Here is a 13,051-nt window from a genome sequence, read left to right as displayed (position 1 = left end):
TGCGCACTGAAGGAGAAGTACAGCAGTGGCTGTCAAGATCAAGCTCACCCGGCTCGGCAAGATCCGGAACCCGCAGTACCGCATCGTCGTCGCCGACTCCCGCACCCGCCGCAACGGCCGTGCGATCGAGACCATCGGCAAGTACCACCCCAAGGAAGAGCCCTCGCTGATCGAGGTCGATTCCGAGCGCGCTCAGTACTGGCTCGGCGTCGGCGCCCAGCCCACCGAGCCCGTCGAGGCCATCCTCAAGATCACCGGTGACTGGCAGAAGTTCAAGGGCCTGCCGGGCGCCGAGGGCACCCTCCGCGTCAAGGAAGCCAAGCCCTCCAAGCTGGAGCTGTTCCAGGCTGCGCTCGCGCAGGCCGAGAACGAGCCCGTCGGCGAGGCCATCACGCCCAAGAAGAAGAAGGCGAAGGCCGAGGACGCCGAGGCTGCTGCCGACGCTCCCGCCGAGGCTGCTGCAGAGTCCGAGGCTGCTGACAAGTGAGTGCCGTCGTCGCCGATGCCGTGGAGCACCTCGTTCGTGGCATCGTCGCCAACCCCGACGACGTTCGTGTCGAGCTGATCACCGGGCGTCGGGGGCGCACTGTCGAGGTGCACGTCAACCCTGACGATCTCGGCAAGGTCATCGGCCGTGGTGGTCGCACCGCGACCGCTCTGCGGACGCTGGTCTCCGGTATCGGTGGCCGCGGGATCCGTGTCGACGTCATCGACACCGATCAGTAGAGGCCTTACAGCAGTGGAGCTCGTCGTCGGCCGTGTCGCCAAGTCGCACGGCATCAAGGGTGAGATCGTGGTCGAGGTTCGCACCGACGAACCCGACGATCGATTCGCCGTGGGTGCCGTGCTGCGGGGACACAAGCCGCGCGAGCAGACTGTGAGCACATACACGGTGGAAGCCGCCCGGGACCATTCCGGGCGGCTTCTGCTGCGCCTCGAGGGTGTGTCGGACCGCACCGCGGCGGATGCCCTGCGGGGCACCCTGTTCGTCATCGACAGCGCCGAACTCGAGCCGTCCGACGACCCCGACGAGTTCTACGATCACGAACTCGAGGGACTGTCGGTGCGCCTCGCGGACGGCACCGAGGTGGGCACCGTCATCGAGGTATTGCATTCCGCGGCAGGCGAATTGCTCTCGGTCCGCCGGGCCGGCGAACAGTCCGGCGAACTTCTCGTCCCGTTCGTGGCCGCGATCGTCACGTCGGTGTCCGTCGCCGACGGCATCGTCGAGATCGATCCGCCGGAAGGGTTACTCGATCCCGACTTCGGTGAATCCGCCGACGGGAAGTGAGTCGGTAGCCATGCGTCTCGACGTGGTCACCATCTTCCCCGAGTACCTCGAACCGCTTCGAGCGGCGTTGCTCGGCAAGGCCATCGACAAAGGCCTCATCTCCGTCGACGTGCACGATCTGCGGGACTGGACGCACGACGTCCACAAGGCCGTCGACGATTCTCCGTACGGCGGCGGGCCGGGGATGGTCATGAAACCCACCGTGTGGGGGCCCGCCCTCGACGACGTCCTCGCCGCGGGCGACGGCGACACGGACACGCTGCTGGTCGTCCCCACCCCGGCCGGTGTTCCTTTCACGCAGGCCACCGCCGAGCGCTGGGCGGGGGAGAAGCACATCGTCTTCGCCTGCGGACGTTACGAAGGCATCGATCAGCGCGTGTTCGACGACGCCGCCCGCCGGGTGCGCGTCGAAGAGGTGAGCATCGGCGACTACGTCCTCATCGGGGGCGAGGCGGCCGTGCTGGTGATGACCGAGGCGTTCGTGCGCCTGATTCCCGGAGTCCTCGGCAATCAGCAGTCGCACCAAGAAGATTCGTTCTCCGACGGCCTCCTCGAAGGTCCCAGCTACACGCGGCCGGCGACGTGGCGCGGACTCGACGTCCCGCCGGTCCTGCTGTCGGGTGATCACGCGAAGGTGGCTGCGTGGCGACGGGAGCAGTCGCTGCAACGCACCGCCGAACGCCGCCCGGACCTGTTGCCCTGAACCGGCTTCCGGGCCTGCCGCAGCTCTAACCCTGGGGCTGCGCCCAGTCGTCGACGACACCGGTGGGGAACAGCGACTTCACGAATCCGGTCATCGTGTCCCGTGCATGCCGGGCGCTGGAATCCTCGGTGACATCCGTGATCGCGGTGTCCGGGTACGACTCCTCGTCGTCCTCGTACCGGATGTCCTCCCGCGACGCGACGGCCACGATGTAGCGGTTGTCGTCACCGATCAGGCCGGTCGACACGTGGATCCACCGATCTCCCACACAGCACATCCAACCCTGCTTCACCCCGACGACGTTCTCGCCGGGCAACCCGTCGGGGATGCCGAACCGCTGGTCGTAACCGTCGATCCCCGCGGGTGTCGACGAGCGCAGGTAGCCGACGAATTCGGCGATGCGATCCGCGCCCAGGCCGTCGCGATCGTCGAGAAGCCCGGCATAGAACGTCACGAGGTCGGCGGCGGTCGTCTCGGTGTTCCACCACAATCCGTCCCAGGGTGGGGTGGTCGCGGCGAGTCCGTACCGCCCGGCGACGTCGACGACGACGTCCGAGCCGCCGAGATCGTCCCAGAGAGTGTTGGCCGCGTCGTCGTCGGACGATTCGAGCATCCGCTTCAGGAGGACACGGTCGAAGTCGGACAGCGGCCGCTCACCGAGCGCGTCGAGGTGATACATCTGGGCGGCGATGAACAGCTTGGCCAACGACGCCGTTTCGACGGGTTCGGTCGCGGCACCCTCCAGATAGCTGCCGGTGGCGCGGTCCAGAACAGCGATCGACATGTCGGCGCCGCGTTCGGCGGACGCCGTCGCGACCGCCGCCGAGATGCGTTCGGCGAGGGGTGCGGAAACGGGAACTCGCGCGGAGGGGAACGGCTCCGGGCTCACGGTCACGCCGTCCCCCGCCGGCGGGTCGTCGGCCGGGAGGAGGTCGGGGGTGGCGACGGCCGGTGACGTCGCCGGGATGTCGACCACGGAGTTCGTCTCGGTCGGGATGGTGCAGGCCGACGCAACCAGCACGAAGACCATGACCGTCAGGCATCGGATCAGCCTGGACATGAAATTCTCCCGAGATTTCCGTGACGGCCTCACCGCCGACGATATTGTCTCAGAGTAGCGGTAGGGTCCATTTCCGTGACTCTCAAGACCGTGAACCAGCGCATTGCCGAGGAACTCGACGTCCGGGAGGGACAGGTCGCGGCCGCCGTGGACCTCCTCGACGGTGGAGCCACCGTGCCCTTCATCGCCCGGTACCGCAAGGAAGTCACCGGAACGCTCGACGACGCTCAGCTCCGCCAACTCGAGGAACGCCTGCGCTACCTGCGGGAACTGGACGAGCGCCGGGTCGCCGTGCTCGAGTCGATCGACTCGCAGGGCAAGCTCGACGACCAGCTGCGTGGGCAGATCATGACCGCCGACACGAAGGCGCGCCTCGAGGACATCTACCTGCCGTTCAAGCCGAAGCGGCGCACCAAGGCGCAGATCGCCCGCGAGGCCGGTCACGAACCCGTCGCCGACGCACTGATCACCGATCCCTCCACTGATCCGGCGTCCTACACGGCCGAACAGCTCGAGGGTGCGCGCGCGATCCTCGTCGAGCGTTTCGCCGAAGACGCAGACCTGGTCGGTGAGCTCCGCGAGCTGATGTGGACCCGCGGGCAGCTGGTGTCCGCGGTCCGTAAGGGCAAGGAGACCGAGGGTGCGAAGTTCGCCGACTACTTCGAGTTCTCCGAGCCGTTCGGCAAGCTCCCGTCCCACCGGATCCTGGCAGTGTTGCGCGGCGAGAAGGAAGAGGTGCTCACACTCACCCTGGCACCCGACACGGAGGAGCCCGTCCCCGGCGAGCCGACCGTCTACGAGGGCCGGATCGCCGGCCGGTTCGGCATCGCCGACCGCGGCAGGCCCGCCGACCGGTGGCTGCTCGACACCGTGCGGTGGGCGTGGCGCACCAAGATGATCGTCACGCTGGGCATCGACACCCGGATGCGCCTGCGGCAGTCGGCGGAGAAGGACGCCGTCGACGTGTTCGCCAACAACCTGCGCGACCTGCTGCTGGCAGCGCCTGCCGGTACCCGCGCCACGATGGGCCTCGACCCCGGCTTCCGGACCGGGACGAAAGTCGCGGTCGTGGACGCCACCGGCAAGGTCGTGGCCCACGACACGATCTATCCGCATCAGCCCCAGAACAAGTGGGACGCCTCCCTGGCCATTCTCGCCGGTCTCGTCGCCAAACACGGCGTGGAACTCGTCGCCATCGGGAACGGCACCGCCTCCCGCGAGACGGATGCGCTCGCGACCGAGCTGATCGCCAAGTCGGGTGCCACCAACCTGACGAAGATCGTGGTGTCCGAGGCCGGCGCGTCCGTGTACTCGGCGTCCGCGTACGCCTCGGCGGAGCTGCCCGACCTCGACGTATCGATCCGCGGAGCAGTCTCCATCGCGCGACGTCTGCAAGACCCTCTCGCCGAACTGGTGAAGATCGACCCGAAGTCGATCGGCGTCGGGCAGTACCAGCACGATGTGTCGGAGACGCTGCTCGCGCGGTCGCTCGGTGCCGTCGTCGAGGACGCGGTGAACGCGGTCGGCGTCGACGTGAACACCGCGTCGGTGCCGCTGCTGTCCCGCGTGTCCGGTATCGCCGGTTCGCTCGCAGAGAGCATCGTCGCGCACCGGGACCAGAACGGCCCGTTCCGCAGCCGCAAGGGACTCAAGGACGTCGCGCGGCTCGGTCCGAAGGCGTTCGAGCAGTGCGCGGGCTTCCTGCGCATCCCCAACGGGGACGACCCCCTCGACGCGTCCAGCGTCCACCCCGAGGCCTACCCGGTGGTGCGCAAGATCGTCGGCGCCAGCGGCACCGGCGTGCGCGAGATCATCGGCAACACGTCCGCGCTCCGCAGCCTGAACCCGGCGGACTTCGTCGACGACCGGTTCGGTCTGCCCACGGTCACCGACATCATCGGTGAGCTCGAGAAGCCCGGCCGCGACCCCCGCCCGGAGTTCAAGACGGCCACGTTCGCCGCCGGCATCGAGAAGGTGTCGCACCTGAAGCCGGGGATGACGCTCGAGGGCGTCGTCACCAACGTTGCGGCGTTCGGCGCGTTCGTCGATATCGGCGTTCACCAGGACGGCCTCGTTCACGTGTCCGCGATGTCCCACAACTTCGTCAAGGACCCGCGGGACGTCGTCAAGTCGGGTGACGTCGTGAAGGTGAAGGTCCTCGAGGTGGACGAGGCGCGTCAGCGCATCGGCCTGACGCTGCGGCTCGACGACGAGGTCGGGGCCGGCCGCAAGAACGACGGTCCCCGCGGCGGAGGCGCGCAGCGGCAGGACCGGCGGGGCGGCGGGCAGCCGCAGGATCGGCGCGGCGGCAAGCCGCAGCAGCAGGGTGGACGCGATCGCGGGCGTGACTCCCGCCCGGCGCCCGGCGGTTCGATGGCCGACGCGCTGCGGAAGGCGGGGTTCGGCAAGTAGAGGTCACCATCCCGACACGAGCCACCACTTTTCGATGGAGTGACCAGTTCTTTACTGGGATAGTGGATGCCGATGTACGAATGGCTGGATCGGGAAATCGTCGGGCACGGGCGCCTGCCTCTGCTCTTTTTCCTGCTCGGGTTTCTCGCGGCGTTCCTGTTCATCCGGTTGAGCGTGCGGATGATCCGCGCCGAGGTGTCGTGGTGGCCGGGCAACGTGAAACCCGGCGGGCATCACGTCCACCACGTGGTGTTCGGCGTCGTGACGATGCTCGTGTCGGGAGTGTCCCTCATCGCCGTGTACGAGGACGGCACCCAGACCACCGGCGCCGTCCTCGCCACGTTCTTCGGGATCGGCGCCGCGCTGGTGCTGGACGAGTTCGCGCTGATCTTCTACCTGCAGGACGTGTACTGGGCGGATGAGGGCCGGACGTCGGTCGATGCCGTGTTCGTGGCGATCGCGGTGACGGGTCTGCTGCTGCTCGGACTCCGGCCGCTCGAACTGATCAACGTCACCGACTTCCGGGACTCGCCGGATCCGTGGGTGCGGGTCGCAATCGGGTTGTCGTCCGTGATCAACCTGCTCATCGCGGCGGTGGTGCTGCTGAAGGGCAAGATCTGGACGGGGTTGCTCGGCCTGTTCATCTTTCCGATCCTGCTGATCGGGGCGCTCCGTTTGAGCCGGCCGAGCGCACCGTGGGCCCGGTGGCGCTACACCTCCAAGCCGAAGCGGATGCTCCGCGCACTCGAACGGGAGCGGAAGTGGCGTCGGCCGGTCATCCGCGCCAAGATCTTCGTGCAGGACTTCATCGCGGGAACTCCCAGCGCGGTACACGTGAAGGAAGCCGCGGAGCATGCCAGGGTGGCGGCGGAGGTCGAACTCGACCACGTGGTGCACGCGGCGCCGCCGCCGATTTCTCTTCACCCGGTGGCGTCTGGCACAATGGACGGGTTGCCTGGACCAGGCAGCAGTACTTGATCTGGGCACGAACCAGACGAGCACCGGTGTTCTTCGAACGTCCGGGTGCCGCTCGGTTCCTCTGCTCCTGCGAAAACGCAAGGATGGAACACCGATGAACACTCTCGATTTCCTGGACAAGAAGTCCCTCCGCGACGACATTCCCGAGTTCCGTCCCGGCGACACCCTCAACGTGCACGTCAAGGTCATCGAAGGCTCGAAGGAGCGCGTGCAGGTCTTCAAGGGCGTCGTGATCCGCCGTCAGGGCGGCGGCGTCCGCGAGACCTTCACCGTCCGCAAGGTCTCCTTCGGTGTCGGCGTCGAGCGCACCTTCCCGGTACACAGCCCCAACCTGGCGCAGATCGAGGTCGTCACCCGCGGTGACGTCCGTCGCGCCAAGCTGTACTACCTCCGCGATCTGCGTGGCAAGGCCGCCAAGATCAAGGAAAAGCGCTGACCTTTCCGATGAGCCCGGCACTGCGTACTCGCAGTGCCGGGCTAATCTGATTTCGTGACAGATTCTTCGAAGGAGCGGGCATTGTCGTCGGAATCCGAGACCACCGGCGATTCGGCCGCCACCTCCGCCTTGAACGGCGGAGCGGCGGAGCCCGAGAAGAAGCCCCGCTCCTTCCTCCGCGAGTTGCCGATCCTGATTCTGGTCGCGCTCGTTCTGAGTTTCCTGTTGCAGACGTTCGTCGCCCGGGTGTATCTCATTCCGTCCGAATCGATGGAACCGACGCTGCACGGGTGCGCGGGCTGCACCGGCGACCGCATCGTGGTCGAGAAGATCGGTTACCGCTTCGGTGAAGCGCAACCGGGTGACGTCATCGTGTTCCGCGGCCCCGATTCGTGGTCACAGGATTTCGTCTCCACCCGGTCCTCCAACGTGGTGATCCGCGGTGCGCAGGAACTCGGTTCCCTCGTCGGACTCGTCCCCCCGGACGAGAACGACCTCGTCAAGCGTGTGATCGCCACCGGCGGTCAGACCGTCGAATGCTGCGACGACCAGGGCCGGATCCTGGTCGACGGCAAGCCGCTCGACGAGCCCTACGTCGTCATGGATTTCCCGTTCGTCCCCGGCTCCCAGGCCTGCGACACAGCACTGAAGTCGGCGCGCTGCTTCGGTCCGGTCACCGTGCCCGACGGGCACCTGTGGGTGATGGGCGACAATCGCAGCAACTCCGCGGACTCGCGGTACCACGTGGGCGACGACATGCAAGGCACCATCCCGCTCGACAACGTGATCGGTAAGGCCGTCTTCATCGCGTTGCCGCCGTCGCGGATGGGCACGATCAGTTCACCCGATATCCAGGGCAAGTGACTTCCTGGCCTCCACGCACCGTCATTCGCAGGTCGTCCGGTCTGCGGACAATGGAGTCGGCCCTGGTCCGTAGCGGCCTCGGGCCGGTGGCCGGTGTCGACGAGGCAGGCCGGGGCGCGTGTGCGGGGCCGCTCGTCGTGGCGGCCTGCGTGCTCGCGCCGAAGCCGTATCCGGCGCTGGCGCGCCTCGACGATTCGAAGAAGCTCACCGAACGCACGCGTGAAGAGCTGTTCCCGGCCATCACCCGGCTCGCGGTGGCGTGGAGCGTCGTATCTTTTCCGGCCGAGGAAGTCGACCGGATGGGTGTGCACGTAGCCAACATCGAGGGCATGCGACGTGCCGTCGCCGGGCTCTCGACCACCCCGGGTTACGTTCTCACCGACGGCTTCCGCGTCCCGGGCCTGCCGGCCCCGTCGCTGCCGGTGATCGGCGGCGACGCCGCGGCGGCATGCATCGCGGCGGCGAGCGTGCTGGCCAAGGTCTCTCGTGACCGGGTGATGGTCGCGATGGACGAGACACATCCCGGTTACGGTTTCGCGATCCACAAGGGGTACAACACGCCCGCGCACCTGGCGGCTCTCGAGAAGCTGGGCCCGTGCCCGGAGCACCGCCGCTCGTGGTCGAACGTCGCCGCGCTGATACACCGAGTGGATAACAGTTCCGGAAGTGCGAGATGATGACAATTCACACCAGAGCAGGAGGACTCCGAGACCGATGAGTGCCGAGGATCTCGAGAAGTACGAAACCGAGATGGAGCTGTCGCTCTACCGCGAGTACCGGGACATCGTCGGTCAGTTCTCCTATGTCGTGGAGACGGAGCGCCGGTTCTATCTGGCCAACTCGGTGGAGTTGCTGCCGCACAACGCGGACGGAGAGATTTACTTCGAGCTGCGGATGTCCGATGCGTGGGTGTGGGACATGTACCGCCCCGCGCGTTTCGTGAAGTATGTCCGCGTCATCACGTTCAAGGACGTGAACATCGAGGAGCTCGACAAGCCGGACCTGCGGCTCCCCGACAACGGTCTGTCCTGACGATCCGGAGTTCTCGTCCGCGTACGATCATCCGATGACCGGACCGAGGCGCGTCGCGCTGGCTCTGGGTAGCGGCGGTGCGCGGGGATACGCCCACATCGGAGCGATCCAGGTACTCGAGGAGCGCGGATTCGAGATCGTCGGTGTCGCAGGCTCGTCGATGGGTGCCCTGGTGGGTGGACTCCACGCAGCGGGCAAGCTCGACGACTTCACCCGGTGGGCGATCGGCCTGACCCAGCTCGACGTCGTGCGTCTTCTCGACCTGTCGGTGTCCGCACCCGGAGCCATCCACGCCGAGAAGATCCTGCAACGGGTCAGGGAGATACTCGGCGAGATCCGCATCGAAGACCTTCCGATTCCGTATACGGCCGTGGCCACCGATCTCGCTGCGGGCCGGTCGGTGTGGTTCCAGCGAGGGCCCGTCGACGCGGCGATCCGTGCGTCGATCGCCATCCCCGGCGTCATCACGCCGTATGTGCTCAACGGCCGAGTCCTCGCCGACGGTGGGGTGCTCGACCCTTTGCCGATGGCGCCGCTCGTCTCCGTGAGCGCCGACCTGACCGTCGGAATCAGCCTGAGCGCCGAGGATCGGGACGGGCGCTCGCTGTCACCGGAGAACGTCAGCGCCGATTCGCGGCCGGTGGACGAATGGGTGGCGCGCTTCCGCCGGAGCGCCGCGCAGCTGCGTGACCTGGACATCGTGCGGTCGGTCGTGGGGCGGTTCGGCGCTGCGCAGACCGACCCGGATCCGTCGGACGAGCAGGACGGCCAGGTGATCGGCGATCAGACAGTGGTCGAGGGCGACGCCGTGGCCGTCCCGAAGTTCAGCCGGTTCGCGGTGATGAACCGTTCGCTCGACGTGATGCAGGCGACGTTGGCTCGCTATCAGCTCGCCGCGTATCCACCGGACGTGCACGTTCTGGTGCCCCGGAACGCGTGCCGCAGTCTCGACTTCCATCGTGCCGCCGAGATGATCGAACTGGGTCGGGTTCTCACCGGGCGTGCGCTCGACGACGCCGGTCTCGTCTCGCCGGCAGCCGCTGTGTCTCCGGCAGATTCGGACGGCGAGCCCACCTGACAGGTGGAAGGGCCGGTGCTGCATACGCAGCACCGGCCCTTCCCGTCGCGGGGATGTCAGCTCGAGGCCGGAGCCCGGGCGGCGCCCAGGTCGCCCACCGATTCGTCGGACTCGCCGTCGACGTGATCGACGTGCTGCGGCGCCATGAGCAGGCAGAGAATGCTGACCGCGCACATTCCGATCAGGAGGCCGATCACCGGCCACACGCTGCCGGTTGCCTGGAACATGAGCGTGGACACCAACGGGGACAGCCCACCGAAGATCGCGCCCGCGCCCTGGTAGGCGAGGGAGATGCTGGTGTACCGGGCCTGCGGCCGGAACATCTGCGACAGCACCGCCGCGATCGGGCCGTACGTCGCGGCCAGGACGAGCCGCATGACGGCGAAGGTCAGGAAGATCAGGATCACCGACCCGGATTTGAGGACCAGGAACTGTGGTGCGGCGAGCACCGCGACGGCCAGCAGTCCGTAGATCACCACGCGGATCCGGCCGACCTTGTCGCCGAGCCACGCCACCCCGAGCGTGGCGATCAATTCCACCACCGCGGCCACGCTGAGCGCGTTGAGGACGAGTGTCTCGGACAGCCCGACGTCCGGGTCGGTGGCGTACGCCGTGATGAACGTTGTCACGAGGTAGTAGCCACCCACCGCGACGGGCAGGATGCCCATGCCGAGCAGGATCGGGCGCCAGTTGGTGACGATGGCGTACTTCAGCGGCAGCGCTTCGGGTTCGGTCGCCGTCTGCACCTCGGACTCGAAGACGGGAGATTCCTCCACCTTCAGTCGCACCAGCAGACCCACGCCGATCAGCAGCGCCGAGCACAGGAACGGCAGCCGCCACGCCCAGTCCCGCAGGGCGTCGTCGCCGAAGGTCGAGAGGACACTGAAGAACCCGGTGGCGAGCAGCGCGCCTGCGGGGTTACCCAGCTGTGCGAATCCGCCGTAGAACGTCTTCTTGTCCTCGGGCGCGTGTTCGACCGCCATCAGCACGGCGCCACCCCATTCGCCGCCCACCGCGAAGCCCTGCACGAAGCGCAGCATCACGAGCAGCAGCGGCGCCCAGAACCCGATCTGCGCGTACGTCGGCAGGGCGCCGATCAGGAACGTGCCCGCGCCCATCAGGGTGAGCGTCACGACGAGCGCCGTCCGCCGGCCGACCCGGTCGCCGACATGTCCGAAGACGATGCCGCCGAGCGGGCGGGCGAAGAAGCCCACCGCGTAGGTGGCGAACGCGGCGGCGATGCCGGTCAGGCGGTCGGTGTCGGAGGGGAAGAAGATCTCACCGAACACCAGGGCCGCCGCCGTGGCGTACACGTAGAAGTCGTACCACTCGATGGTGGTGCCGACGAAGGCCGCGAAACCCGCCCTGCGGGCCTTGGCGATCTGGGTGTCGTGACTCATGACTGATCCTCGGTGGTTGCAATGGTCGAGAATAGGTCGCTGCGGGTGGAATGCGCCAATTCGCCGTCGATCCACGTTTCACGAACCTCGATGTCGGCAATGGTGTGCGGGTCGACGGTGAGAGGGTCGGAGCCGAGGACCACGAAATCGGCGCGCTTGCCGGGGGAGATGCTGCCGAGTTCGGATTCCCTTCCGAGCGCGCGGGCCCCGTTCAGCGTGTGCGCGGTGAGCGCCTGGGCAGCGGTCAGCCGCAACGCGTTCGAGCCGAGCTGATGTCCCTGCCGGGTGATGCGGGTGACGGCGGCCTGGATCGCCTCGAGTGGTTTGGGCTCGGCGACGGGTGCGTCGGAACTGATCGTGACCGGCACGCCGGCTTCGACGAATTCCCCGAGGGGATTGAAACGCTCACCCGGCGTGCCGATGGCCGCGGTCACGCCCTCGCCCCAGTTGTAGTAGTGCTGCGGCTGGTTGACGGGGTACACCCCGAGTGCGTGCATCCGCGTGATCTGCTCGGGGGTCGGCAACCCGCAGTGCTCGATGCGATGACGGGCATCGGCGTCGGGATGCGCCTTCTGCGCGGCCTCGATCGCGTCGAGGACCATGTCGATGGCGGTCGGCGACTGCGCATGCGTCGCGGTCTGCAGGCCGACGGTGTGTGCCTTCGCGATCAGCGCCGCATAGTCGGCGGGCTCGTGATAGAGCTGCCCGGTCCGGCATGGGTCGCCCACGTACCCATCAGGGAAGTAGGCGGTCCAACCGCCGAGAGTGCCGTCGGCGTAGAACTTGATCCCGCCGAACGCGAGACGTGAGTTGCCGAACGCACCGTGCAGCCCGGTGTCGAGCGCGTGATCGAGCAGGTGGCTGAGCAGGTACATGCTCACCCGGGTCTCGAGCCGGCCCTGCTCCGCCAGGCGCAGGTACATGTCGAACTCGCGCCGCGTCACCTGGCAGTCGCCGATCGTGGTCACGCCGCCCTCGAGGAACTTCTCCTGCGCCACGGAGAGCTGTCGCAGATGCTCCTCGGGTTCGTCCTCGAGGTGAAAATTCGGGCCGTGATGACCGACCTTGACGCCGTTCACGCCGGTGAGGATGTTGCAGGCGGCATCGGACAGTTCGCCGGTCAGCTCGCCGTCCGCGTCGCGGAAGAACTCGCCGCCGGGCGGATTCGGGGTGTCGCGGGTGACGCCGTGGAGTTCGAGGGTGAACGTGTTGACAACGCCGCCGTGACCGCTGGCGTTCATCAGGTAGACCTCGCGGTCGGTACCGACCTGATCGAGTTCCTCCTTCGTGGGATGACGGCCCTCGACGAGGTTGCGGTGCTCGTAGCCGTACCCGCGCACCGGGATCCCGGCAGGCTGATTCCCCGATGCCTCCTGCAGCAGCGCGACGATCTCGGGAATGGTGCATGCCTTCTCGGGGCCGCAGTCCACCCAGCTGAGCATCTGGCCGTACATCAGGGGGTGGGCGTGCGGATCGACGAACCCGGGTACGACGGTCGCCCCGGCGAGATCGATGACGTCCGTCGTCCGGGTGCCGATCCTCCGCGCTTCCTCACGACATTCCGCAACGGTGCCGACCGCGGCGAAGCGATTGCCGTAGACGAGGAAGGCCTCGGCGCCCTCGGTGTCTGCGTCCACGGTGCGGAGCGTGCCGCCGGTGAAGACGGTGGCGGTGGCGTCGAGGGGGGACGCCTCGTGGTGGAACAGCTTGCGCATGGGGATCCTTCGAGATGGTGGTGTGGGTCACGTTCCGGTTGGGAGGGAAAATTACGCCCTGACCAGCGGCTGCGCAATACAT

General features: G+C 67.4%; 14 protein-coding genes. 11 read left to right on the top strand and 3 right to left on the bottom strand.

Annotated elements, in window-relative coordinates; all coding sequences use genetic code 11:
- Positions 1-25 precede the first annotated feature (25 nt).
- From rpsP to trmD, 4 genes are read left to right on the top strand one after another with little or no spacing between them, the layout of a single operon-like run.
- Positions 26-487 (top strand): 30S ribosomal protein S16, encoded by a 462-nt coding sequence (rpsP, locus tag QM841_RS30000; protein WP_005240477.1) that lies wholly within the window; start codon positions 26-28, stop codon positions 485-487.
- On the top strand, positions 484-726 hold the full coding sequence (locus QM841_RS29995) for an RNA-binding protein (RefSeq protein ID WP_185729181.1): 243 nt from the start codon (positions 484-486) through the stop codon (positions 724-726). Before rpsP ends, QM841_RS29995 begins: the two co-directional genes overlap by 4 nt.
- 13 nt (positions 727-739) lie before the next feature.
- Positions 740-1,291 carry a ribosome maturation factor RimM gene (rimM, locus tag QM841_RS29990; RefSeq protein WP_283334801.1) on the top strand — a complete coding sequence of 184 codons (552 nt, stop codon included), beginning with the start codon at positions 740-742 and terminating at the stop codon, positions 1,289-1,291.
- Between the two features lie 10 nt (positions 1,292-1,301).
- Complete coding sequence (gene trmD, locus QM841_RS29985; protein WP_280781746.1) at positions 1,302-1,994, top strand: tRNA (guanosine(37)-N1)-methyltransferase TrmD; 693 nt, start codon at positions 1,302-1,304, stop codon at positions 1,992-1,994.
- Between the two features lie 25 nt (positions 1,995-2,019).
- On the opposite strand, the gene QM841_RS29980 is transcribed toward trmD, so the two are convergent.
- On the bottom strand, positions 2,020-3,054 hold the full coding sequence (locus tag QM841_RS29980; RefSeq protein WP_283334800.1) for a serine hydrolase: 1,035 nt from the start codon (positions 3,052-3,054) through the stop codon (positions 2,020-2,022).
- Positions 3,055-3,129: 75 nt separating this feature from the next.
- On the opposite strand from QM841_RS29980, the gene QM841_RS29975 reads away from it, so the two are divergent.
- The 7 genes from QM841_RS29975 (at position 3,130) to QM841_RS29945 (ending at position 9,854) form a co-directional block, all read left to right on the top strand.
- Positions 3,130-5,466: a Tex family protein gene (locus QM841_RS29975; RefSeq protein ID WP_283334799.1), complete on the top strand. Its 2,337-nt coding sequence runs from the start codon at positions 3,130-3,132 to the stop codon at positions 5,464-5,466.
- 72 nt (positions 5,467-5,538) lie between these two features.
- The gene (locus QM841_RS29970; protein WP_280781781.1) at positions 5,539-6,444 is read left to right on the top strand and encodes a hypothetical protein; all 906 of its coding nucleotides are present in this window, start codon (positions 5,539-5,541) and stop codon (positions 6,442-6,444) included.
- Positions 6,445-6,538: 94 nt separating this feature from the next.
- Positions 6,539-6,880, top strand: a complete 342-nt coding sequence (gene rplS / locus QM841_RS29965) for a 50S ribosomal protein L19 (protein ID WP_005240490.1) — start codon at positions 6,539-6,541, stop codon at positions 6,878-6,880.
- Positions 6,881-6,961: 81 nt separating this feature from the next.
- On the top strand, positions 6,962-7,744 hold the full coding sequence (gene lepB / locus QM841_RS29960) for a signal peptidase I (protein ID WP_283334843.1): 783 nt from the start codon (positions 6,962-6,964) through the stop codon (positions 7,742-7,744).
- On the top strand, positions 7,741-8,421 hold the full coding sequence (locus QM841_RS29955; protein ID WP_105413024.1) for a ribonuclease HII: 681 nt from the start codon (positions 7,741-7,743) through the stop codon (positions 8,419-8,421). Before lepB ends, QM841_RS29955 begins: the two co-directional genes overlap by 4 nt.
- A 37-nt stretch (positions 8,422-8,458) precedes the next feature.
- Positions 8,459-8,776 (top strand): DUF2469 domain-containing protein, encoded by a 318-nt coding sequence (locus QM841_RS29950; protein WP_005240496.1) that lies wholly within the window; start codon positions 8,459-8,461, stop codon positions 8,774-8,776.
- A 34-nt stretch (positions 8,777-8,810) separates the two neighbouring features.
- Positions 8,811-9,854: a patatin-like phospholipase family protein gene (locus tag QM841_RS29945; protein WP_283334798.1), complete on the top strand. Its 1,044-nt coding sequence runs from the start codon at positions 8,811-8,813 to the stop codon at positions 9,852-9,854.
- 56 nt (positions 9,855-9,910) lie between these two features.
- Here the strand turns inward: QM841_RS29945 and QM841_RS29940 are convergent, their stop codons facing one another.
- Both QM841_RS29940 and QM841_RS29935 read right to left on the bottom strand, forming a co-directional pair.
- The gene (locus QM841_RS29940; protein ID WP_283334797.1) at positions 9,911-11,254 is read right to left on the bottom strand and encodes an MFS transporter; all 1,344 of its coding nucleotides are present in this window, start codon (positions 11,252-11,254) and stop codon (positions 9,911-9,913) included.
- Positions 11,251-12,969 (bottom strand): amidohydrolase, encoded by a 1,719-nt coding sequence (locus QM841_RS29935; RefSeq protein WP_283334796.1) that lies wholly within the window; start codon positions 12,967-12,969, stop codon positions 11,251-11,253. Before QM841_RS29935 ends, QM841_RS29940 begins: the two co-directional genes overlap by 4 nt.
- Between the last annotated feature and the right edge of the window lie 82 nt (positions 12,970-13,051).

It is taken from the genome of Rhodococcus sp. IEGM 1307, assembly GCF_030056915.1.
GTDB classification, from domain to species: Bacteria; Actinomycetota; Actinomycetes; order Mycobacteriales; family Mycobacteriaceae; genus Rhodococcus_F; species Rhodococcus_F opacus_D.
Note: the sequence above shows the minus strand (reverse complement) of the source record. Positions and strands in the feature narration are given on the sequence as shown.